This is a genomic window from Rhodoferax sp. WC2427 (genome assembly GCF_040822085.1).
Lineage (GTDB): Bacteria > Pseudomonadota > Gammaproteobacteria > Burkholderiales > Burkholderiaceae_C > Rhodoferax_B.
In genome coordinates, this window is record NZ_CP162006.1 from 794773 (window position 1) to 815836 (window position 21064).

Consider the following 21064-nt stretch of genomic DNA (forward strand, 5'->3'; position numbering starts at 1 on the left):
TTGGATTCATTTAATGGCCCGTAAATCTGCCGTCACGGCAACGTCCTCCGCCCTGCCCGAAGTCAACTTTTGCGACTACGGCGACGTGCGCACCCTGCACCTGGGCACCGAGTGGGTCCAGGGCTCCATGCTGCTGGACACGCCGTACGAGATCGAGCTGGAGTACGTGCAGCGCATGATGGCCTGGCTGCTGTTTGTGCCGCCCAGCAGCGTGGCCAAGCGTCACGCCATGCAGCTCGGCCTGGGCGCGGCGGCACTGACCAAGTTCTGCCGCAAGAAGCTGCGCATGAACACCACGGCGGTGGAGCTGAACCCGCAGGTCGTCTCGGCCTGCCGCTTCTGGTTCAAGCTGCCGCCGGATGACGAGCGTCTGCACATCGTGCTGGGCGACGCGGCCCTGAAAATCCAGAACACCGACTGGGCTGGCACCGTGGATGCGTTGCAGGTCGACCTGTACGACGAAGATGCCGCCGCCCCCGTACTGGACAGCGCCGACTTTTATGCCGACTGCCGCAAGCTGCTCACTGAAGAGGGCTGCATGACCGTCAACCTGTTTGGCGAATCCAGCAGCTACCCGGCCAGCGTGGAAAAGATCACCGCCGCCTTCGGGGCCGAGGCGGTGTGGGCTTTCAAGCCCACGCGCGAGGGCAACACCGTGGTGCTGGCCCAGCGCACGCCCAGCCGCCCCAGCCGCGAAGACCTGGTGGAGCGCGCCGACGTGGTCCAGACCCGCTGGGGCCTGCCCGCCGCAAAATGGCTGAAAGTGTTTAAACCCGTCATTGCTTAACAACGTGCGTAACAGCGTGCAAACCACCCCCTACCAAGGCCCGGTCCATTGGCGATTGCTGGTGGGCTGGCTGGCCGAAGACGGCGTGATCGCCGCCAGCGAGCAGCAGCGCACCATCGCCCGCTGCTCCCAGGCCGAAAGCGCCCAGCCCGCCCTGGTGCGCCTGGCCAGCGTGGCCATGCTGCGCGCCCGCGACGGCAAGCCATTGGACATCGAGTTGCTGACCCAGTGGCTTGCCGGGCGCGCCGGGCTGCAGTATTTGCGCATCGATCCGCTGAAAGTGGAGGTGGGCAAGGTGGCCGACACCATGAGCGCGGTGTACGCCGAGCGCCACAAGGTGCTGCCGGTGCAGGTCACGACCGCCGAGGTGGTGGTGGCCACCAGCGAGCCGTTTTTGACCGACTGGGTGGCCGAGGTGGAGCGCCAGTCGCGCCGCACCGTGCGCCGGGTGGTGGCCAGCCCGCTGGAAATCCACAAGTTCACGGCCGAGTTCTATGCCCTGGCCAAGTCGGTCAAGGCGGTGCAAAAGGCCGGTGGGAACATCGGCGCGGGCAGCTTCGAGCAACTGGTGGAGCTGGGCAAGACCGCCAAGCAGCTCGACGCCAACGACCAGGGCGTGGTGCAGGTGGTGGACTGGCTGTGGCAGTACGCCTTTAACCAGCGCGCCAGCGACATCCACCTGGAGCCGCGCCGCGAGCAGGGCGTGATCCGCTTCCGCATCGACGGCGTGCTGCACCCGGTGTACCAAATGCCCATGAGCGTGATGAACGCCATGGTGGCCCGCATCAAGCTGCTGGGCCGCATGGACGTGGTGGAAAAACGCCGCCCGCTGGATGGCCGCATCAAAACCCGCAACCCGCGCGGCGACGAGGTGGAAATGCGCCTGTCCACCCTGCCCACCGCCTTTGGCGAGAAGATGGTGATGCGGATTTTCGACCCCGACACGGCGGTGAAAGACCTGGACGCGCTGGGCTTCACCCCGCACGACGCCCAGCGCTGGGAGGCGCTGGTGAAGCGCCCGCACGGCATCATTCTGGTGACCGGCCCCACCGGCTCGGGCAAGACCACCACGCTGTACTCCACCCTCAAGCGCGTGGCCACCGAAGAGGTGAACGTCAGCACGGTGGAAGACCCGATCGAAATGATCGAACCCAGCTTCAACCAGACCCAGGTGCAGCCGCAACTCGACTTTGGTTTCACCGAAGGCCTGCGCGCGCTGATGCGGCAAGACCCGGACATCATCATGGTGGGCGAAATCCGCGACCTGGCCACCGCCGAGATGGCCATCCAGGCCGCGCTCACCGGCCACCTGGTGTTTTCCACCCTGCACACCAACGACGCGCCCTCGGCCCTCACGCGGCTGATGGAGCTGGGCGTGCCCGCCTACCTGCTCAACGCCACGGTGCTGGGCGTGCTGGCCCAGCGCCTGGTGCGCACCCTGTGCAAGTCCTGCCGCGCGCCTGACGAGGCCCTGGCCCGCGAGACCCTGGGGGCGGCCATCAAGCCCTGGAAGATCAGCGCCGCCTACACGCCCTACAAGCCCGTGGGCTGTGTGGACTGCCGCATGACCGGCTTCATGGGCCGCATGGGTGTGTACGAGCTGCTCACCGTGACCGAGCCCTTCAAAGGGCTGGTCAACCAAAGCCCCAGCATCGACGCACTGCGCCGCCAGGCCGTGGCCGATGGCATGCGCCCGCTGCGCCTGGCCGGGGCGCTGCGGGTGGCCGAAGGGCTGACCACGCTGGACGAGGTGCTGTCCACCACACCGCCGCTGGACTGATCCGTACGTGGTATCCCTCACGTTTACCCTAGGGTGAACCCCCGGACATAGGGTCTTACCTTACAACCATAATCGCCGCAGTGCTAATTGTGTTGCTGATTTGTAACTTTTGGGAGATCCGTACGTGTTAATAAAAAGTCAAAAAGACTTCTTCTCCGGGCTCATGTTCATGGGTATCGGTGTGGCGTTTGCCTGGGGGGCCACCACCTACACCGTGGGCACCGGCGCCCGCATGGGGCCGGGCTACTTTCCGCTGGTGCTGGGCGTGGTGATGGCGATCCTGGGGGCCATCATTACCTTCAAGGCGCTGGTCACCGAGACCGAGAGCGGCGACAAGATCGGCAAATGGGCCTGGCGCCCGGTGGTCTTCATCCTGGGTGCCAACCTGGCATTTGGTGTGCTGTTGGGTGGTTTGCCCAGCATCGGTTTGCCCGCCATGGGCTTGATCATCGCCATCTATGCGCTCACGATCATTTCGGCCAAGGCTGGCGAGAAGTTCGTGTTGCGTGACGTGCTGATTTTGGCCACCGTGCTGGCCGTCGGCAGCTACCTTGCCTTTATTTTGTTGCTCAAGTTGCAGATCCAGGTCTGGCCAACGTTCATTACAGGTTAAGGGGTTCCCATGGATTTGTTGAGTAATTTGGCACTGGGGTTTGGCGTTGCCTTCACCCCTATCAACCTGCTGTATGCGTTGGTGGGCTGTATTTTGGGTACCTTGATCGGGGTGCTTCCCGGCATCGGTCCGGTGGCCACCATCGCCATGCTGTTGCCCGCCACGTATGCCCTGCCGCCGGTGTCGGCGCTGATCATGCTGGCCGGTATCTACTACGGCGCGCAGTACGGTGGCTCCACCACGGCGATTCTGGTGAACCTGCCGGGCGAATCCTCGTCGGTGGTGACCTGTATCGACGGCTACCAGATGGCCCGCCAGGGCCGGGCCGGGCCGGCATTAGCGGCGGCGGGTATTGGCTCTTTCTTTGCGGGCTCGGTGGGGACCTTGATCTTGGCGGCGTTTGCGCCTCCGTTGACCGAGCTGGCCTTCAAGTTCGGCCCGGCCGAATACTTTTCGCTGATGATTTTGGGTCTGATTGGGGCGGTGGTGCTGGCTTCGGGCTCCCTGATCAAGGCCGTGGCCATGATTATTCTGGGTCTGCTGCTGGGCTTGGTGGGTACCGACGTGAACTCGGGCGTAGCCCGTTTCAGCTTCGATATCCCTGAGCTGACCGACGGACTGGGCTTTGTGGCCATCGCCATGGGCGTATTCGGCTATGGCGAAATCATCACCAACCTGGCGCAGCCTGAAGACGAGCGCGAGGTGTTCACCGCCAAGGTCAGTGGCCTGTTCCCCAGCAAGCAAGACTTCAAGGACATGCTGCCCGCCATGCTGCGCGGCACGGCCCTGGGTTCGGCCCTGGGCATCTTGCCCGGCGGCGGAGCCCTGCTGGCCTCGTTTGCCAGCTATGCGATGGAAAAAAAGCTGAAGATGAAGCCCGGTGAAGTGGCTTTTGGCAAGGGCAACATCCGTGGCGTGGCGGGCCCCGAGTCGGCCAACAACGCCGGTGCGCAAACCTCCTTCATCCCCTTGCTGACGCTGGGCATTCCGCCCAATGCCGTGATGGCGCTGATGGTGGGGGCCATGACCATCCACAACATCCAGCCCGGCCCGCAGGTAATGACCAGCAACCCCGAGCTGTTCTGGGGGCTGATTGCCTCGATGTGGATCGGCAACCTGATGCTGGTGATTCTGAACCTGCCGCTGATTGGCATGTGGATCAAGCTGCTCACCGTGCCGTACCGGTTTCTGTTCCCGTCCATCGTGCTGTTTTGTGCGATTGGCGTGTTCTCCACCAACAACAACACCTTCGACATCTGGCTGGTGGCGGGCTTTGGCTTCCTGGGCTACCTGTTCAACAAGCTGGGTTGCGAGCCCGCGCCGTTGCTGTTGGGGGTGATCCTGGGGCCGATGATGGAAGAAAACCTGCGCCGCACGCTGCTGCTGTCGCGCGGCGACTGGAGCGTTTTTGTGACCCGTGGCCTGTCGGCGGGGCTGCTGGCGGCAGCGGCGCTGATGGTCGTCATCGTGCTGCTGCCTGCGGTGAAGAACAAGCGCGAAGAGGCGTTTGTAGAAGACTGAAGGCCTCCACTTTGGCAAAAGCGGCACCCTCGGGTGCCGTTTTTTTTGGGCATCAAGGTATCTCCATTCGCCATGCCAGTGCACCATGGTTCTACCTAAAATAAGGCTCCTGCGCTTATTCCATCTGCACCAGTGGCTACAAAAAACAGAGCATCCGGCTTGCTGCTCGCCCTTGTGGGCTCCATCGCCTTCAGCGGCAAAGCCATCATCGTCAAGCTCGCCTACCGCTACGGGGTCGATGCCGTCACGCTCATCATGTACCGCATGCTGTTTGCGCTGCCCATCTTTGCCGCCATGGCCTGGTGGTCCAGCCGTGGCAAGCCGCCGCTGACCGCCCGGGACTGGTGGGGTGTGCTGGGCCTGGGCTTCACCGGTTACTACCTGGCCAGTTTTCTGGACTTTGCCGGGCTGGGCTACATCAGCGCCTCGCTGGAGCGGCTCATCCTGTACCTGAACCCCACCATCGTGGTGGTGATGGGCTGGGCGCTGCACCGCAAACCCATTACCCGCATCCAGGTCCTGGGCATGGCGGTATGCTACTGCGGCGTGGTGCTGGTGTTTGGCCACGAGATCAACATCCAGGGCGCGAATGCGGGCCTGGGGGCCGTGCTGGTGTTCGGCAGCGCCATCAGCTACGCCATCTACCTGGTCTACAGCGGGCAGATGGTGCAGCGCCTGGGCTCGATCCGGTTGGTGGGCCTGGCGACCACCGTGGCCTGCCTGTGCTGCCTGCTGCAGTTTGTGCTGCTGCGGCCCATGGCAGCGGCCATCGTGGCGCCTGAAGTGTTGTGGCTGTCGGTGCTGAACGCCACGGCCTGCACCGCCGCCCCGGTGCTGATGGTGATGATGGCCATCGAGCGGCTGGGCTCGGGCCTGACGGCACAGGTGGGGATGGTGGGCCCGCTGTCCACCATTTTGATGGGCGTGGTGATTTTGGGCGAGCCGTTTACCGCCTGGGTAGCCGCGGGCACGGTGCTGGTGGTGGCCGGGATTTATGTTTTTACGCGCTCTGGGCGCTGACTCAAGGAGACACCATGGATTTAGGAATCGCGGGCCGCTGGGCCTTGGTATGCGGGGCCAGCAAGGGCTTGGGGCTGGGCTGCGCGCAGGCATTGGTGCGCGAGGGGGTGAACGTACTCATCGTGGCGCGCGGTGCTGACGCGCTGGAGGCCGCTGCTACGCAATTAATAGCTGATAGCGCCCGTCCGGTCAGCACAAACGTGCTTTTTTGTGCCGCAGATATCACCACGCCCGCGGGCCGGGCGGCGGTGTTCGCCATCCGCTCTGATTTTGACATTGTGGTCACCAACGCCGGCGGCCCACCCACCGGCGACTTCCGCGACTGGGACCGCGATGCCTGGATCAAGGCGGTCGATGCCAACATGCTGACCCCCATCGAACTGATCAAGGCCACGGTGGACGGCATGGCGGCGCGTGGTTTTGGCCGCATCGTCAACATCACCAGCAGCGCGGTGAAGGCCCCCATTGACGTGCTGGGCCTGAGCAACGGTGCACGCAGCGGGCTGACGGGCTTTGTGGCCGGGGTGGCGCGCAGCCCGCTGGCCGGGCAGGGTGTGACCATCAACAACCTGCTGCCCGGTGCCTTCGACACCGACCGCCTGCGCGGCAACATGCAGGGCGCGGCGGTCCGAACCGGCCAAAGCCTGGAGGCGCTGGCCGATGCACGGCGGCAGGCCATTCCCGCCCAGCGCTTTGGCACGCCGCAGGAGTTCGGGGCCATTTGCGCCTTTTTGTGCAGCGCGCACGCGGGCTACATCACGGGGCAGAACGTGCTGGCCGATGGCGGGGCCTTTCCAGGGACTTTCTGACTACGGGGTTTACCAGTTTTTGGGCCATTTTTGACCCATTAAACTGGCACTCTGCGCTTATGAATTAAGCGTGAGTAGCTCCTGTTTTTGATGTCAAAAACAGGAGCAAAGGTGAAAACCCCTATGCTGCGTTGCGCAGGGCCTCCAGGGCCTCGGCCACCTCTTCCGGGCTGACGCCGTCGGCGGGGCGCAGCGTCCCCAGCCCTGCCGTGCCCTCGGCCTGCAACTGGCGGATGGCGGTGCCTGCATCCTTGGGTGCCGCGTACCCGGTACTGAGCAGCAGCAGGCGCCCGTGGGCATCGACCAGCTTGAAGTGGAATAGCCCGTCCGCCTCGCGGTACTGCTTGAAGCTGGGCAGCGCAGCTTTGGCGGCCCTGATGGCCTTTTGCGTGGCCTGGGCGTTCAGGTCGCGCAGGCCCACGGCGTGGCGCAGCTGGGCGATGAAAGGGGTGGCGGTCTGGCGGGCTTTGGCGGCACCGGCGCGCAGAATGGTTTCCACCTCGCCGGGGTTGTCCATGTAGCGCTGGTAGGCCTCGCGCATGGGGGCAACCTCCTGGTCGATGCGCTCGAACAGCACCTGCTTGGCATCGCCCCAGGCAATGCCGTCGGCAAACGCCTGGCGCAGCTGGGCGGTTTCCTCGTCGCTGGCAAAGGCCTGGTAGATCTGGAACAGGGCCGAGCCCTCGGTGTCCTTGGCCTCGCCAGGCGCGCGCGAGTCGGTCACGATGCTGGCGATCAGTTTGCGCAGCTCGGCCTTGGGTGCGAACAGCGGAATCGTGTTGTCGTAGCTCTTGCTCATCTTGCGGCCGTCCAGGCCGGGCAGGGTGGCCACGGACTCTTCGATCAGCGCTTCGGGCAGCACAAAGTAGTCGCCTTTGTAGGCGTGGTTGAAGCGCTGGGCGATGTCGCGCGCCATCTCGATGTGCTGGATCTGGTCGCGGCCCACCGGCACCTTGTGCGCGTTGAACAGCACGATGTCGGCGGCCATCAGCACCGGGTACATGAACAGCCCGGCGCTGATGTCGGCATCCTGGTCGGCCTGGGCGGCGGTGTTCTTGTCTACCGAGGCCTTGTAGGCGTGGGCGCGGTTGAGCATGCCCTTGGCCGTCATGCAGGTCAGCAGCCAGGTGAGCTCGGGGATTTCGGGGATGTCGGACTGGCGGTAGAAGGCCACGCGGCTCGGGTCCAGCCCGGCGGCCAGCCAGCTGGCGGCAATCTCCAGGGTGGAGCGCTGGATGCGCGCCGGGTCGTCGATTTTGATCAGCGCGTGGTAGTCGGCCAGGAAGTAGAAGCTCTCCACCCCGGCGGCCTGGCTGGCGCGCACCGAGGGGCGGATGGAGCCGACGTAGTTGCCCAGATGCGGTGTGCCGGAGGTGGTGATGCCGGTCAGGACACGGGAGGTGGCGGGAGAGGTGGTCATGGAGAATTCAGGAAATCAAAAAAGACAACGGGCTCAGCAGGATCTGGAGCAGGCCAAAGGTCAGGCCCATCACCGGCTGCATCCACAGCGTGCTGACGATGCCGGAAATCACCAGCGCCATCACGATGAAGAAGCCCCAGGGCTCCACCCGCGACACCAGCATGGCCTGGCGGTAGGGCAGCAGGCCCACCAGAATGCGGCCCCCGTCCAGCGGCGGCAGCGGAAACAGGTTGAAGGCAAACATCACCACATTGACCAGCATGCCGGCCTTGCACATCTTCAGGAAGAACGGCTCGGTGGTGCCGGTGGCCACCAGCGCATACATCAGCACGCCCCACAAGAAGGCCTGGATGAGGTTGGCCCCCGGCCCAGCCAGGGCCACCCACACCATGTCGCGTTTGGGGTTGCGCAGGTTGCCAAAGTTGACCGGCACCGGCTTGGCATAGCCAAACAGAAAGGTGCCCGAAGTGGCGAAGTACAGGACCAGCGGCATCAGGATGGTGCCGACCGGGTCGATGTGCTGCAGCGGGTTGAGCGTGATGCGGCCCATCCGGTAGGCGGTGTTGTCGCCAAAGTAATGGGCCACATAGCCGTGCGCGGCTTCGTGCACCGTGATGGCAAACAGCACGGGCAGGGCATAGACCAGGACGGTCTGTATCAGGTTGGCAATATCCACGGGGGAGGTGTCTCGGAAGGAAGAAAAATTACAGGCCTATTGCGGCCAGGTCGCCGCGGCCCTGGCGCACCAGCACCGGGTCGCCGCCGCTGCCCATCTCGGTCAGGTCGATCACGGTGGTGGGCTCCAGCGGGCAGGCCCCGGCGTCCAGCACGGCGGCAATCTGGTGTTCGAACAGGTCGCGGATGGCGTGCGCGTCGTTCAGCGGCTCGGTCTCGCCCGGTGGGATCAGCGTGGTGGCCAGCAGCGGGCCGCCGTGCAGTTCCAGCAGGGCTTGCAGGGTTTTGTGGTCGGGTACGCGCAGGCCGATGGTCTTGCGCGAGGGGTGGCTCAGGCGGCGCGGCACTTCCTTGCTGGCTTCCAGGATGAAGGTGTAGGGGCCGGGCGTGGCGGCCTTGAGCAGGCGGTACTGCTTGTTGTCCACCCGCGCGTAGTTGGCCAGCTCGCTCAGGTCGCGGCACAGCAGGGTCAGGTGGTGCTTATCGTCCACACCGCGGGTGCGGCGCAGCAGGTCGGCGGCGGCCTTGTCGTCCAGATGGCAGACCAGCGCGTAGCTGGAGTCGGTGGGCACGGCCACCAGCTTGCCTTGGCCCAGCAGGGCCACGGTTTGCTTGAGCAGGCGGATCTGCGGATTCTCGGGGTGGACTTCGAAGTGCTGGGCCATAGGGTTGTAATTTTAAGATTCGGTGGGTAGTACGGTAATGCGGCTTTCCCGCACGGTCAGCCAGGCTCCGGCGGCACCGCACACGGCCACCAGGATGATGCCCAGCGTGGCCCACAGGTCGGGCACGTGGTCAAACACCAGCCAGCCGCCCAGCATGGCAAAACCAATCTGCACGTACAAAAACGGCATCAGCGTGGCGGCCGGGCTGCGGGTGTAGGCCAGGATCAGCATCAGGTGGCCGATGCTGGCGGCCACGCCCATCACCACCATGCCCAGCCACAGATGCCAATCGGTAATGGTTTCCCAGAAGAAGGGCACGGCCAGCGAGGCCACTGCAGTGCCGATCCAGCCGGTGTAGAAATGCATGGTCAGGGGGTCTTCGGTGCGGGCCAGGCGGCTGGTCAGCACCTGGAACCAGGCATTGCAGCCCACCACCGCCAAGGGCAGCAGCATGGCCCAGGTAAAGGTGTCGCCGCCGGGCCGGATGATCACCAGCGTGCCGACAAAGCCGCCCGCCACCAGCAGCCAGCGCAGGCCCGACACGCGTTCGCCCAACACCGCCGCCACCAAAGTGATGACTAGCGGGGTGATCATCACGATGGCGGTGAATTCGCCCACCGGCATGAACTTCAGGCTCAAGAACGCAAACAGGCTGGTCAACAGCAGCAGCACGCCGCGCAGAACCTGGAATTTGGGATGCGCGGTGCGTAGCAAGGCCCGCCCGCGCAGCGGCAGCATGGTAGCGCTGGTGACCACGGCCTGGAAGGCGTAACGAAACCACAGCGCCATCAGCAGGGGCACGCTGGCGGTGGTCCATTTGGTGGTGGTGTCCAGCACGGCAAAGCAGGCTACGGCCGCCAGCACCAGCGCAATGCCGGCGAGCGCTGAGCCGGGGCGCTTCACTGGATGCGGTCCGCCAGCAACTCCCACACCGGGGTGAGGTCGCCTGGCAGGTAGGGCAGGGTGCCCAGGTCGGTGTGGCTCTCTTGGGGGCTGTGGAAGTCGCTGCCGCGCGAGGCGGCCAGGCCGAATTCACGGGCCACGTCGGCGTATTCGGTGTATTCGGCCACCGTGTGGCTGCCGGTCACCACCTCGACGCCGCCACCGCCGTGGGCCTTGAATTCGCTGAACAGTGCGTATTCTTCGTTGGCGGTGAATTTGTAGCGGCCCGGGTGGGCAATCACGGCGATGCCGCCGGTCTGGGTGATCCAGGTCACAGCGTCTTTCAGCGCGGCCCAGCGGTGCGGCACGTAGCCGGGCTTGCCTTCGGTGAGGTATTTGCGAAACACCTCGTAGGTGTCGGTGCAGGCGCCGGACTCGACCAGAAAGCGGGCGAAATGGGTGCGCGAAATCAGCTCCGGGTTGCCGACGAACTTGAGCGCGCCCTCAAAGGCATTGGGAATGCCCACGGCCGCCAGGCCGGCGGCCATTTCCATGGCGCGCTGCTCCCGGCCGCCGCGGGTGGCTTCCAGGCCTTTGCGTATCAGCGGGCTGTCGGCATCAAAACCCAGGCCGACGATGTGCACGGTCTCACCCGCAAAGGTCACCGAAATCTCGGCCCCGGTCAGGTACTTCATGCCATGGGCCTTGGCGGCCGCGGCGGCGCGCTGCTGGCCGCCCACCTCGTCGTGGTCGGTCAGGGCCCACAGCTCGACACCGTTGGCGCTGGCGCGGGCCGCGAGTTGTTCAGGGGTGAGCGTGCCGTCGGAGACGACCGAGTGGCAGTGGAGGTCGGCGTTAAGTATGGAGGTCACGGGTCGATTTTAGGCGCTATGGGTTTTCCCTGCCCCTAGGCGGCCATTGGGTGGGCCATAAAAAAACCCGCTGGATGAGAGCGGGTTTTTTGTCGTGTACAAAGACCAGTCTGAATTACTTCAGCTTGATTTCTTTGTAGTCCACATGCTTGCGAGCTTTGGGATCAAACTTGCTGATCAACATTTTCTCGGGCATGGTTTTCTTGTTTTTGGTCGTGGTGTAGAAGTGCCCCGTACCTGCTGTAGATTCCAGCTTGATTTTTTCGCGTCCGCCTTTGGTTGCCATGATTCAGCTCCTTATGCTTGGCCACGTGCGCGCAAATCGGCGAGCACAGAGTCGATACCGTTTTTGTCGATCAAACGCAGACCGGCGTTGGAGATGCGCAAGCGGATCCAACGGTTTTCTGTTTCGACCCAGAAGCGGCGGTATTGCAGGTTCGGCAGGAACCGACGTTTGGTTTTGTTGTTGGCGTGGGAGACATTGTTCCCCGTCATCGGGCCTTTGCCCGTTACTTCGCATACGCGTGCCATGAGGACACTCCAATCAGAGCCGGGGCAGCACACAAGCTGTCCCAGCCAATTAACGGCAGAAGCCGCACCTCGCCATCCATGAAGGTGGCGGTAAAAATAATTTACCAAACCCAGTCTGCCCTTGGAAGGGCTCGCAAAATTCAGTAAAGCCTACGATTATAGCCTTGTCGGAGAAAACCTACCCCGACCTGCTTTCAGGCATGAAAAAGCCCGCTACTTTTGACAGCAGCGGGCTTCTCAATATGTGGTGCCGGAGAGATGAATCGAACACCCGACCTTCTCATTACGAACTCTGGCACCGATAGCTGTTTATTGTTGCCGATTGCTGTCTTCATTCTTGACGATACGATTTTAACAGCCCAGATTGATGAGAAAAAGCCCCAGCTTTGTGCAGCAACTGTGACATAGCTGTGACATGGGCACGCACAGAAGGGCGCACAGTCGGCCATCTGGCAGACTCTTGGCAGTCTAAAAGTTGTAGGGGTTGAAGAGAATGGCGCAGCGCAAACCAAAAAGGCCGTCCACCGACAGGGCACTGTCATCTAAGCAGTGGGCATGGGAGTTTCTCCGATTCAACGGAGAGTATCGAAAAGCATACGCAGCCTGGATGGAACTTCCGCACGCAGTACGGTGTGTGTCGGTGTCGTCGACTGGCATACCACTTGGCGACTGCCCTCCCAGTACCCCCATGTCATATTTCGATGTGACCCCGCTTGCGAGGGCGAACGAAACGGTCGCCGAATGGCTATCTCGTACCGAGGAAGAGCGTAAATCCGGTTGGAAAATTGCGGCTTCTTCAAGGCTGGCCCCTCCGAGGGAATTCTTGATTTCTGAGTGGATTGACCCCCAGTCCCCCTTGCCGAAGGAAAAAGAGCACATCTGGGACAAGTTCGGCGTGGAGTCAGTAGTCGGTCTGGTCACAGATAAACACTTGCCTCAGCGTGCAGCGGTAGCTGTGGGCCAGTTGACGGACATGCATGAACTTGCATTCATCGTCGATGTCCGTAGTCCCTTGGCCTTCCTCGAAAAGCAGTTCAAGGACGCAGTTCTTTCGCATAGGGAGACACTACTCGCACGCGCTGTCGGTGAACAGCCTGATGTGTACGGGGGCAAGGCCATCATCAATAGCGGTGGAATTTACGAAAAGTACATAGTGATTCTTAATCGACTCGATCAAGGGGAAACCGAGGATGACATTCGCTACAAACAGACTACTGGCGGCCCGAGACTACCCCATTGGGATGCTTATATAGCCAACATGAAAACTCAAATTCCTGATGCTATAGCGATGAGAGAAGGTGGGTACAGGAAGATCGCCTATCGAGATGACTTTGTCGGTGATTTGAAGAAGAAGTCCACGACCGGAAAAACATAGCTCTGCATCTTTTTCCTTAGAGAAATCGTAGTCAAAAAATACGATAGCCAGCGGTGAGCAGTTGTGCTCATCGCTAGTCCCTCCAAGGAGAAAATCGTGCCAGTAACGTCATCCCAAGTCCAACTTGGACGCAGCCCGTCAGCCGTCCAAAATTTTTTCAACCCGCTTCAGCCTGTCAATCAGATCGCAGGTCATGGAGGCGCTAGCACATCGGCTGCTTCGGAAGCCCCAAACGTGCTGCCCAAAGAAACCAATCACCAGACTTGGTTTCGCGTATCTCAGCTAGCCGAAAAGCATAAAGAATTTACTGAAAACGCGATTCGTGCGCAGATTTTTGCGGCAAAGCCGCGTCCAAGTGCAAAAACCAAAGACGGAATTTCCTGGATTGAGGGAAACGGTTTGGCACCTGCAATCCGGAAGTGTGGACGCGCTGTTTTGATCAATGAATCGATGTATGCAAAGTGGATTGCAACCGGTTCGTGCACTGAAGGCGGCGAAAAATGAACTCGCCCATCAAAAAAATTGATCTTGGCGCCATCAAGGACGATAAGTCTTCGTCATTGCACAAGTCGCTGAAAACACGAATCGCCGTTGACGGACTGGTCGCCAATGTAATTGTGATTGATCTTGACCAAGTGTATTTGTCGGACGAAGCCGAAGCGGCACTTAAATGCTGCTACCTCTCGGCACCTTACCTGCTCGATAAGTTCGGTGGTCATTACAAGAAGAACCTCATGGCAACAGTCACACGTGGCAACCTCAAAGGCGAGAAGTACATCAATACTGAGGCAAACGAATACGTTCACTCTACGGACACAGGAGTCGACATTTTGGTTGTTGGCAAGTGCGTTGAACTCGACAACCGCATCGCGCGCCAAATTCACATCACATGCCGCCCTCAGAAGCCCGCGCAAGCTATCGGCTCGGAGAACACGTCAGCAGAAGCTGGGCTGTAAATAGTCTGCACATCAACAACTTGAACGTGGCAGCTAAAAAGCGCCAAGCCTCAAAAGAAAAAATGAAAACAAAACGAATATCAGTCAAGGAAAGTAGCAGAACTGGCCTGGCAATCAAGCAAAGAAACGTCACCCTTGCGAGCGTAAGAGACACTCACTTTCAGCCATGCGAACGCATGACCTTGATTCCAGCAAGCGAGTTGGTCACGCTATCCATTGCACCTCGGAAAAAGCACTGGGGCTCCTACATTCAATCCAACCAAACTGGCATGATTTATGGTGAGCGTGGTGGTGGCAAAACATGGCAAGCGATGAGTATCGCCGTCTCAATCGCCACACGCTCGGAATTTTTGGGAAACAAGCCGGGTATGGCACGTCGCGTTATTTACCTCGACGGAGAGATGGACCTCGTGACGTTTCAGCAACGTTTGCGCCGAATCTGCGAGAGTCAGGGCGTCGAACCCCCACAGGACCTGAAAGTTTTCACACCTGAATCTTTCACCGATTTACTGCCGTCTATCAACACAGCAGAAGGGCAAAAACTCATCGACAAGATGATCGGCACCGACTGGGACGTCCTGATAGTTGACAACTATTCAGCTTGGAGTAGCGATGGCCGTGAAACAGCCGAAGCATGGGCACCCTTTATGCGCTGGATGCTCGGGCACAAACGCGCAGGTCGTACTGTCATTGTCATCCATCATTCCGGCAAGGCTGGCAAGCAACGCGGCAGCAGCAAACACGAAGATGCCCTCGACTGGTCAATCAACCTTTTACCGGACAAAAAATCTCCACAGGATGGCGCTCTTCGGTTCACTTTGGTCTGGGAAAAAGCTCGACACCTTGCAAGCAATGAAATTGCGCCTATTGCAGTGACCATGCGGCAAGGCAAAGACGGATTTTTGACGTGGGAACACCAGCAGGGCACTCACAAAGACCCCAAGATCGACAGGGCTCTCAAGCTGCGTCAGCAGGGAAAAACCAACATTCAGATTGCGGAAGAGTTGGATGTAGATCGCACCACAGTGGGCCGCTGGCTAAAAGACGCCTAAAAGCGACTTGATGCAGCCGTGCAAACACTAGCACGCGCGCCGATGCACGCACGCGCCTCCACACATGTACTGACTGTCATGCACAGTGGCGCGTGCGAAGTAGAGCTATGGCTATTACTCTCATATTAGATACAGGCACAGATAAGCCATGATTGACTACTTCAACATAAGCATAGATGGAGATGACTTTCCACCAATTGGTAAACAACTCAGAACCATGCAGCCTAGTGGAGCGGAATCCGAGTCGTTTACCGAGGTCGATGTTCGCGTTGCCAACGGTGCCCCGGAGTTCACCGCGAAAGTCGAGACCAGAACCAAAACGAAGATGCGATTCAGTGGTTCACCCGCCACATGGTTGCAGGGTCACAACGGCATGGGCAGCAATGATTTCCAGCCGTTGGTTAAGGCCAGCGTGTTGTTAGTTTTTGATACGCTAAAACTGTCTTGTCCTGCTTCAGTATTGGACGCGATTTCCACTGGGGAATATGACGTTGACGAGGTGCATGTTGCGGAGCAATACCGTATGCCTCACGCGCTGGTTGGGTCAATGTGCGAGAACATCCGTCGCAACGCAGATGACTCGCTTCAGGCTACCCCTTTGGGAAAAGGCATCGGTATCCGCTTGTGGCCAAATTCCCGCGACCGCCAGGTCCTGATGTACGACAAGCACCATTACTTTATGGACGGTCTTCGGAAGCATAAAACCAAGCTGCTCGGCAACATGCCAATGGGATTTGATCGTATTGGAACGAGCCTTGAATTCGACCGGATGAAGGATGAAGTTCTGACTCAGGGCATGCGCATAGAAACACGATTGAAACGCATGTTGGACAACAAAGCGAATCCCTTCAATAGGGGCACGCATTGGAAACCGGAAACTGCACGCGAACTGCATCGCAAAGTGTTGCTCGATGTCCCACTTTTGGACCTGCCGCCGGTCCCCATTCAGGAGCAGCTACTTGCGGTAGCTAGCTCAGATCACAAGATGCTAATCGCGCTGTGGTTGACGGGACGCGATATGCGGCAGTTTTTCGACAGCGACCCCACCTACTACCGGAGACGAACGGCCATGATCAATCTGCATGGCATCGATATGTCCACGCCCCCAATTCCTGACAGTGGAATTCGTTGGGCGGATGTGATTGGCGCCGATTCGCTTATTGAAGTGCCAGCATGGGCAACCGAAAGCGGCTTTGTGCATGTTCCTGAGCGTTGGATTGACTGGCGCGACCCGACTCAAAACCACCGAGCTTGGTTGCGACCGGACCCGGAAATCCGATTTGGTAAAAGAAGCGGGCCGGACGCTCAATCGAGTTAATTTCCCTAGGCAAGTGCGCGGCTTCGCCTCAACGATCACGGCGCAGTAACTTCGCCGTGTTACCGACAAGAAGCTTTTCGTCATCCCCTGGATTAGCCATGCCCAACGAGCCGGCAAGTTAGGCCGCCGCCGTAAAGGACGGTCTCCCTTGAAACTTAATGGTGTTTCAAGAAATCCAAAACGTCCGCCACTGCCTGCTTGCGCAGCTTTGCATCACCGCCCATGCGTTGCGTCGAATTCTTCACGCATCGTTCAGCCTCGACTAATTCGGCGCTGCTCGTGATGGCCCGGTTCTTCCGAAAATCGAAGGCGTTCCCGAGGCCTCCGCCGTCCTTCATTGTCATGAAAATCTCCATGTCGCAGTCTTTCGCTCCCACTGAGTCCGGCCGATAAAAGAAGGTGCGCAAGAGATCGAAGCCGTGATAGCCGCCCTTGTAAATCTTGTACTGAATGTCGTTTCCGTGTTTGGCGAGATCGTCCGCATACTTCGCGCACAGGGACATGTCTTGCGAGTCGTCCAGTTCGGGGTCCGACAAAAGCATCAATATTGGCGCAGTGGCCTTGTCGCGATCGTCAGTCCGGTAGCGATAGTTGCACATACCAGGGTACAAGACGATGTGACCGGCGAATCTGACCCCCTTGGTATCCACTGGGTCCTGCCATGTCGGCCACGCGGTCTCGAATGCCACCGTGCCGCCTCGGCTTGAACCCATGTTGTAGATGCGCGTTGCGTCGATTTTTGGGTGTGTTGACAGCATACGGAGTGCATTCATCGTGTCGGCAACCTGCGCGGAGGTTGGCACCAAGGTTGAATCACTGCCGGTATTGTTGACGCCACGTGGGCCGAAGCTGTCTTGGATAAATACGGCATAACCAGCTTCGGTGAGCGCTGGCGCCCACACTTCGCGGACCGTGTTTGATGGACCGCCACTGTCGTGAGAGAAGATGACAGCAGGCGTCTTGCCGGCAACGTCTTTCGGCATCAATAAATCTCCCCAGACGATCTGCTGCTTCGTGGATTTCATGATCTTTCGCGCGTAGTCCCACCGGCCTTTCGGTGTCATGGACTGATATTCGATTCGGCCCGTTTCACCTCCGGCCAAGTCAGCTAATGGCGCTGCGCTGACCACAACCGAGGCAAGCAGCATCGACTGCGCCGCTAAACCCCGAATCCAGATATTGATCTTTTTCATCACTGTTCCTCTTGTGTTGTTTTTGAAGTTGATGCCGCCTATGAAGAGTAAAGTCTTCAAGGCATAGGAAGTCTCTCACAATGAAGCATTTACTCCGTCGCTGTTTATGCGTCATTGAGGCATTTTTGCTTCGATGGCAACGACGGAAAAAATACCCAAAAAGCGCAAGGCCGCGTCCGAGCGCCATCCGTTGTCGATTGCTTTCGGCAGCTACTTGAAGGAGCTTCGGAAAGCGCAAGACAAGTCGCAGGCTGAACTGGCGTACGACGCCGGCCTGGACCGGACGTACATTTCGCTGCTGGAGCGTGGTATGTCAGCGCCGTCGCTGCTGGTCTTGGACACCCTGGCGAAGTCTTTCAAGCTGTCCATGACGCAGTTGGTGGCAGGTCTGGACGAGCATCTGCCAAAGCCGCTTCGCCGAAAAGCCGATCCGATCAAGCGTCGCAGCAATGAAGCCAGTCTGGCGCTGTCTGCTGAGCGACCTCACGGTAGCCGGCGTTCGCCGTTGCGCTGATCACAGTCGATCCGTTGGAACCAGATAGCGCGGGTGTGAGGGCCACATGCGCATGCGATTCCGGCAACGTGTCTAGCCAGTTGAAGTCAATGACTGGAGTCCATCGGTGACGTTGCCGTTATTGCCTTCGGCAACGTACAGCGGCCAGCAATCGAACCTCTTCTTCGTGCCACTCTGCGGCGGCATACATCCATACGGCGGATTTGCTCTTGTCAGTGTCATTCGGCTTGGTCAGCTTCGTTTTGGCAGACCGAAGACCTGCGTTGGTGAGAGGCAAGCGAAGACGCGCATTGAAGGCTGCAAACGCGGGCTCACTGGCACTGGGATCAAGCAACAGCAGGGTGTCGGGATAATGTACTTTGCCGATCACCAGGCCCTCAACGCCGACCGCCAGCGACCAGTGCTTGGTGCGTTGGTGTTTCACCGACGCAAATGCTAAGGCCACCATATCTCCACGCATCAGCCAATCCACGGCATAGCCGTCGGCGTTGTCTTCCGCACCGTACTTCGGCGTAAGCTGAATTGGTAGAGCCAGACTCTGAACCAGTTCCACCCATTCTGGTGCATGCACACCAGAAAAATATGTGTGCGAGAACGTCTTCCACACCAAGGCCGCGGTTCCAAATTTACGGCGGGCCATGTCGTGCAATGCCGAAGGTTTGACCAGATCAAAAACTATCAACAATATGGCCACGACATGGACCCCGCAAGCGCTGTCTAAACTCGACTGCTGCATGAATGGACTTACCGGCTCGTTGCGCTTGGATTGGACCGTCAGTGAGTGGCCCGTCTGTAGACCGGCATACACACGCTGGAACCGATAGGCTACTTTTTCTTGGCCGGGGGTTGAGTGCGCGGGCATCAATAGTCTCCAGGCAGCAACAAGGTCGTCACGCTGCGATCCGCTTCCGTGATCACCCAAACGGTGGGCAGCGCTCCACGCTTGTCTCTGGGCGTGAGTGCCAATCTGGACGCATCCACCAAGCGATACACACTCATCAGCCGCAGCCGTCGCGTGATGGCAAACTCGTTTTCGCCGCGATCTTCTTCACATATGTCGCCCCAATCGCCGTGTATGTGGCGGCTGCATAGGGCCGCAGCGCTAAAGCCAGTTTGTTGAAGTAGCTCTAGCGCGCCAGGTGTGGCGACAATCTGGCCCACGCCAAATCGGGCTGAGTTGGTATAGATGACGGTGGTTCTGGCTGTAGGGTGGCTGGTTGTGGGCTGTGGATCAATGGACATGACTTTCTCCTTGGTTGTTAACTGAACAGAACAAAAAATGGACGTGGGTTGGCCTCCGAAAACTGGTGTCGGATTTCTCATCACATCGGTGGAAATCAAGGTGACCGGCTAATCCGGTCGATGCGGGCTCGCCGCTTGGAGCGAAGACAGTGGCTAACTACGCAACGGCTGCGTACAGCGCTTTAAACAGCGTATGGCTGGTGATTGGCTGGTTGGCAATGCGGCAGTCCAGCACGGCGCGTTTAAGCGCTTCGCGGATGCCCTCAAACGTGATGCGCTCTGCCAGTGGCACGTACATCGATGGCAACGCCGCATAGCCGGTGTACCGCTCAACGATCTGCCGGATGTGCACCATGTTCAGCGGGCGGCCCAGCACGGCACGTTCATAGCACTCGGCGATTGGCTGAGGGAACCGTTCGTAAAGTGCGCCGATGGGGGTTTCACCGTCATCAACAAGACTCGCATCGAACTCCGGCTCCAAAATGTCGCTCAGGATTGCCGCATGTGACCTGTGGGGGGACTCCAACAGTTCAACGAACTCGTCGGTCGCTGTCGCCACATTCAGTAAATGGCGCTGTTCTCCGAGAAAGGCCGTGCCAATAAAGCGCAGGGCCACCAACGAAATTGGCGGACGGAACATGGCTTCAATCGCCGCAAGCGGCTCATCCAGTAGTGCGGCCAACGCACGGTTTCGATGGCCTTCACCAAGCAAGCCGACGTGTTGCAAAGCAACTAGCAGGTGGTCCCTGTGCTCATGCACTGGCCGACCAAGGTTGCTGCTGGCGTATGCAAGCTTTATCCATTTGACTTCGGCCATGCTGAGGTGCAAGTGATTCTGAAGCAGGCCTAGCTGGGAAGCGACGATGCTCATGGTTCCTTGCTTTGGCAAGGTGATCCCTGTCATCTGTTCGGCCAACTCGGCTAGGTCGATGCGCGGCTCCATCCGGTCGTTGGGACTGAGCAAAAACCGGGGGACTTCGCTCGCTTCGCCAACGGGCTGGGTATGTCCCAATTCTTTCCAAAAGTACCGCTGAATCGTTCGACCGACCCACTGCTGGTCTTCGCCTTCCGCGATGTGGACAACCTGTAGTCCGAGGCGATGCATGAACCAGTCTTCGGCCTCGGCGCGGAACTTCAGATTTTCGGGGTGAGGCACCCTGCCAAGGGCATCGAAACGGTAGGCCGCATGAAGGGTTTCAAATGCTTTAGCAATGTTCTCATCTGGGAGCATGGTGTTGTTCCAAACCCAGCCGAACCGCCTGCGCGGTCAGCCAGGTCAATTCGGGTTCGTGAAATGCACAGACGTGCGAAAACCACACGAAGCTTTTCAGCGGTCAGGCACGATTTCAGGTCATGCGTGGGGGGGAGTTTTGCTAGTCAGGGGACTCGCGCCGCGTGGCAGGAGTACGTTTTCGAGGCCTTAGTAGTCATCGCTTTAGTAGGATGGCTAGCCAAGCATGCCCTACATCAGCTTCGGCTGACATCTAAGTCGACAGAATTTTTATTCATTTTATACCAAAAATCGTATAAAAAAGTACAAAAACATGAATTTAAGTTTTTATCGGTCTTTCGCGTGTTTTTCTAAAATTGGCGTCAGTAACGCTCTTCAGATTTAAAAAAATGAGAAACTGCTCAAAAAATAAGCAGTTTTGACAGTTTTGCGGACGAAGATTTTTCTAAAGTGGTTGTTGAACAAATTTAGTTCCACAACCAGATTGGGATCGCCGCGTCTGGCATGTTCAAGAAGTTCATCAACGAACTGACTGGGATGACTTTGCTGCCAGCTAGTAAATTGCGAGACGAGGGGACGGTAACCGCCACAAGTCTCGGCTTTTAAAA

General features: G+C 59.3%; 23 protein-coding genes. 12 read left to right on the forward strand and 11 right to left on the reverse strand.

What is annotated here, in order from left to right; all coding sequences use genetic code 11:
• Positions 1-13 precede the first annotated feature (13 nt).
• The 6 genes from AB3G31_RS03790 to AB3G31_RS03815 all read left to right on the forward strand — a co-directional run bounded on the left by AB3G31_RS03790 (position 14) and on the right by AB3G31_RS03815 (position 6530).
• Positions 14-787: a spermidine synthase gene (locus tag AB3G31_RS03790; protein WP_367848889.1), complete on the forward strand. Its 774-nt coding sequence runs from the start codon at positions 14-16 to the stop codon at positions 785-787.
• A gap of 16 nt (positions 788-803) precedes the next feature.
• Entirely contained in the window at positions 804-2567 is a 1764-nt protein-coding gene (locus AB3G31_RS03795) for a GspE/PulE family protein (protein WP_367848890.1), read from the forward strand.
• Positions 2568-2691: 124 nt separating this feature from the next.
• Positions 2692-3180: a tripartite tricarboxylate transporter TctB family protein gene (locus tag AB3G31_RS03800; RefSeq protein WP_367848891.1), complete on the forward strand. Its 489-nt coding sequence runs from the start codon at positions 2692-2694 to the stop codon at positions 3178-3180.
• Positions 3181-3189: 9 nt separating this feature from the next.
• Positions 3190-4701 carry a tripartite tricarboxylate transporter permease gene (locus AB3G31_RS03805; protein WP_367848892.1) on the forward strand — a complete coding sequence of 504 codons (1512 nt, stop codon included), beginning with the start codon at positions 3190-3192 and terminating at the stop codon, positions 4699-4701.
• A 117-nt stretch (positions 4702-4818) separates the two neighbouring features.
• A complete protein-coding gene (locus AB3G31_RS03810) occupies positions 4819-5721 on the forward strand; it encodes a DMT family transporter (protein ID WP_367850284.1) in 903 nt (300 codons plus the stop codon).
• Between the two features lie 14 nt (positions 5722-5735).
• Positions 5736-6530, forward strand: a complete 795-nt coding sequence (locus tag AB3G31_RS03815) for an SDR family oxidoreductase (protein ID WP_367848893.1) — start codon at positions 5736-5738, stop codon at positions 6528-6530.
• 121 nt (positions 6531-6651) lie between these two features.
• On the opposite strand, the gene AB3G31_RS03820 is transcribed toward AB3G31_RS03815, so the two are convergent.
• The 7 genes from AB3G31_RS03820 to rpmB form a co-directional block, all read right to left on the reverse strand.
• Positions 6652-7950: a tryptophan--tRNA ligase gene (locus tag AB3G31_RS03820; protein ID WP_367848894.1), complete on the reverse strand. Its 1299-nt coding sequence runs from the start codon at positions 7948-7950 to the stop codon at positions 6652-6654.
• A gap of 7 nt (positions 7951-7957) precedes the next feature.
• Positions 7958-8626 (reverse strand): site-2 protease family protein, encoded by a 669-nt coding sequence (locus tag AB3G31_RS03825; RefSeq protein ID WP_367848895.1) that lies wholly within the window; start codon positions 8624-8626, stop codon positions 7958-7960.
• Between the two features lie 28 nt (positions 8627-8654).
• Positions 8655-9290 (reverse strand): L-threonylcarbamoyladenylate synthase, encoded by a 636-nt coding sequence (locus AB3G31_RS03830; protein WP_367848896.1) that lies wholly within the window; start codon positions 9288-9290, stop codon positions 8655-8657.
• Between the two features lie 12 nt (positions 9291-9302).
• Positions 9303-10193: a DMT family transporter gene (locus AB3G31_RS03835; protein WP_367848897.1), complete on the reverse strand. Its 891-nt coding sequence runs from the start codon at positions 10191-10193 to the stop codon at positions 9303-9305.
• Complete coding sequence (locus AB3G31_RS03840; RefSeq protein WP_367848898.1) at positions 10190-11044, reverse strand: 3',5'-nucleoside bisphosphate phosphatase; 855 nt, start codon at positions 11042-11044, stop codon at positions 10190-10192. The genes AB3G31_RS03835 and AB3G31_RS03840 overlap by 4 nt, the downstream gene beginning before the upstream one ends.
• A gap of 115 nt (positions 11045-11159) precedes the next feature.
• Positions 11160-11330 (reverse strand): 50S ribosomal protein L33, encoded by a 171-nt coding sequence (gene rpmG, locus AB3G31_RS03845; protein ID WP_076198758.1) that lies wholly within the window; start codon positions 11328-11330, stop codon positions 11160-11162.
• An 11-nt stretch (positions 11331-11341) separates the two neighbouring features.
• The gene (rpmB, locus tag AB3G31_RS03850; RefSeq protein ID WP_295958977.1) at positions 11342-11575 is read right to left on the reverse strand and encodes a 50S ribosomal protein L28; all 234 of its coding nucleotides are present in this window, start codon (positions 11573-11575) and stop codon (positions 11342-11344) included.
• Between the two features lie 688 nt (positions 11576-12263).
• Between rpmB and AB3G31_RS03855 the strand changes: the two genes are divergently transcribed.
• The 5 genes from AB3G31_RS03855 to AB3G31_RS03875 all read left to right on the forward strand — a co-directional run bounded on the left by AB3G31_RS03855 (position 12264) and on the right by AB3G31_RS03875 (position 16276).
• A complete protein-coding gene (locus AB3G31_RS03855) occupies positions 12264-12950 on the forward strand; it encodes a hypothetical protein (protein ID WP_367848899.1) in 687 nt (228 codons plus the stop codon).
• A gap of 96 nt (positions 12951-13046) precedes the next feature.
• Positions 13047-13454, forward strand: a complete 408-nt coding sequence (locus tag AB3G31_RS03860; RefSeq protein WP_367848900.1) for a hypothetical protein — start codon at positions 13047-13049, stop codon at positions 13452-13454.
• Positions 13451-13906, forward strand: coding sequence for a hypothetical protein (locus tag AB3G31_RS03865; protein WP_367848901.1), 456 nt, complete (start codon positions 13451-13453; stop codon positions 13904-13906). Before AB3G31_RS03860 ends, AB3G31_RS03865 begins: the two co-directional genes overlap by 4 nt.
• Complete coding sequence (locus tag AB3G31_RS03870; RefSeq protein ID WP_367848902.1) at positions 13840-14958, forward strand: AAA family ATPase; 1119 nt, start codon at positions 13840-13842, stop codon at positions 14956-14958. Before AB3G31_RS03865 ends, AB3G31_RS03870 begins: the two co-directional genes overlap by 67 nt.
• A gap of 148 nt (positions 14959-15106) precedes the next feature.
• Positions 15107-16276, forward strand: a complete 1170-nt coding sequence (locus AB3G31_RS03875) for a phage/plasmid replication protein, II/X family (protein ID WP_367848903.1) — start codon at positions 15107-15109, stop codon at positions 16274-16276.
• A 155-nt stretch (positions 16277-16431) separates the two neighbouring features.
• Here the strand turns inward: AB3G31_RS03875 and AB3G31_RS03880 are convergent, their stop codons facing one another.
• Positions 16432-17469 (reverse strand): dienelactone hydrolase family protein, encoded by a 1038-nt coding sequence (locus AB3G31_RS03880; protein WP_367848904.1) that lies wholly within the window; start codon positions 17467-17469, stop codon positions 16432-16434.
• 133 nt (positions 17470-17602) lie between these two features.
• Between AB3G31_RS03880 and AB3G31_RS03885 the strand changes: the two genes are divergently transcribed.
• Positions 17603-17983, forward strand: a complete 381-nt coding sequence (locus AB3G31_RS03885; protein ID WP_367848905.1) for a helix-turn-helix domain-containing protein — start codon at positions 17603-17605, stop codon at positions 17981-17983.
• Positions 17984-18101: 118 nt separating this feature from the next.
• Here AB3G31_RS03885 and AB3G31_RS03890 read toward each other — a convergent pair whose 3' ends face one another.
• The 3 genes from AB3G31_RS03890 to AB3G31_RS03900 all read right to left on the reverse strand — a co-directional run bounded on the left by AB3G31_RS03890 (position 18102) and on the right by AB3G31_RS03900 (position 20456).
• Positions 18102-18845, reverse strand: coding sequence for a hypothetical protein (locus AB3G31_RS03890; protein ID WP_367848906.1), 744 nt, complete (start codon positions 18843-18845; stop codon positions 18102-18104).
• Entirely contained in the window at positions 18845-19225 is a 381-nt protein-coding gene (locus AB3G31_RS03895; RefSeq protein ID WP_367848907.1) for a type I restriction endonuclease subunit M, read from the reverse strand. Before AB3G31_RS03895 ends, AB3G31_RS03890 begins: the two co-directional genes overlap by 1 nt.
• Positions 19226-19382: 157 nt before the next feature.
• Positions 19383-20456 carry a hypothetical protein gene (locus AB3G31_RS03900; protein ID WP_367848908.1) on the reverse strand — a complete coding sequence of 358 codons (1074 nt, stop codon included), beginning with the start codon at positions 20454-20456 and terminating at the stop codon, positions 19383-19385.
• Positions 20457-21064 lie beyond the last annotated feature (608 nt).

What these genes read in the sequence shown, in the direction of transcription:
- AB3G31_RS03865 (WP_367848901.1), top strand. Translation starts at nt 13,451, where the DNA reads ATGAACTCGCCCATCAAAAAAATTGATCTTGGCGCCATCAAGGACGAT.
- AB3G31_RS03885 (WP_367848905.1), top strand. Translation starts at nt 17,603, where the DNA reads ATGGCAACGACGGAAAAAATACCCAAAAAGCGCAAGGCCGCGTCCGAG.
- rpmG (WP_076198758.1), bottom strand. Translation starts at nt 11,330, where the DNA reads ATGGCAACCAAAGGCGGACGCGAAAAAATCAAGCTGGAATCTACAGCA.
- AB3G31_RS03880 (WP_367848904.1), bottom strand. Translation starts at nt 17,469, where the DNA reads ATGAAAAAGATCAATATCTGGATTCGGGGTTTAGCGGCGCAGTCGATG.
- AB3G31_RS03870 (WP_367848902.1), top strand. Translation starts at nt 13,840, where the DNA reads ATGCCGCCCTCAGAAGCCCGCGCAAGCTATCGGCTCGGAGAACACGTC.
- AB3G31_RS03890 (WP_367848906.1), bottom strand. Translation starts at nt 18,845, where the DNA reads ATGCCCGCGCACTCAACCCCCGGCCAAGAAAAAGTAGCCTATCGGTTC.
- AB3G31_RS03900 (WP_367848908.1), bottom strand. Translation starts at nt 20,456, where the DNA reads ATGCTCCCAGATGAGAACATTGCTAAAGCATTTGAAACCCTTCATGCG.
- AB3G31_RS03895 (WP_367848907.1), bottom strand. Translation starts at nt 19,225, where the DNA reads ATGTCCATTGATCCACAGCCCACAACCAGCCACCCTACAGCCAGAACC.
- AB3G31_RS03830 (WP_367848896.1), bottom strand. Translation starts at nt 9,290, where the DNA reads ATGGCCCAGCACTTCGAAGTCCACCCCGAGAATCCGCAGATCCGCCTG.
- rpmB (WP_295958977.1), bottom strand. Translation starts at nt 11,575, where the DNA reads ATGGCACGCGTATGCGAAGTAACGGGCAAAGGCCCGATGACGGGGAAC.
- AB3G31_RS03805 (WP_367848892.1), top strand. Translation starts at nt 3,190, where the DNA reads ATGGATTTGTTGAGTAATTTGGCACTGGGGTTTGGCGTTGCCTTCACC.
- AB3G31_RS03875 (WP_367848903.1), top strand. Translation starts at nt 15,107, where the DNA reads ATGATTGACTACTTCAACATAAGCATAGATGGAGATGACTTTCCACCA.
- AB3G31_RS03790 (WP_367848889.1), top strand. Translation starts at nt 14, where the DNA reads ATGGCCCGTAAATCTGCCGTCACGGCAACGTCCTCCGCCCTGCCCGAA.
- AB3G31_RS03815 (WP_367848893.1), top strand. Translation starts at nt 5,736, where the DNA reads ATGGATTTAGGAATCGCGGGCCGCTGGGCCTTGGTATGCGGGGCCAGC.
- AB3G31_RS03855 (WP_367848899.1), top strand. Translation starts at nt 12,264, where the DNA reads ATGTCATATTTCGATGTGACCCCGCTTGCGAGGGCGAACGAAACGGTC.
- AB3G31_RS03820 (WP_367848894.1), bottom strand. Translation starts at nt 7,950, where the DNA reads ATGACCACCTCTCCCGCCACCTCCCGTGTCCTGACCGGCATCACCACC.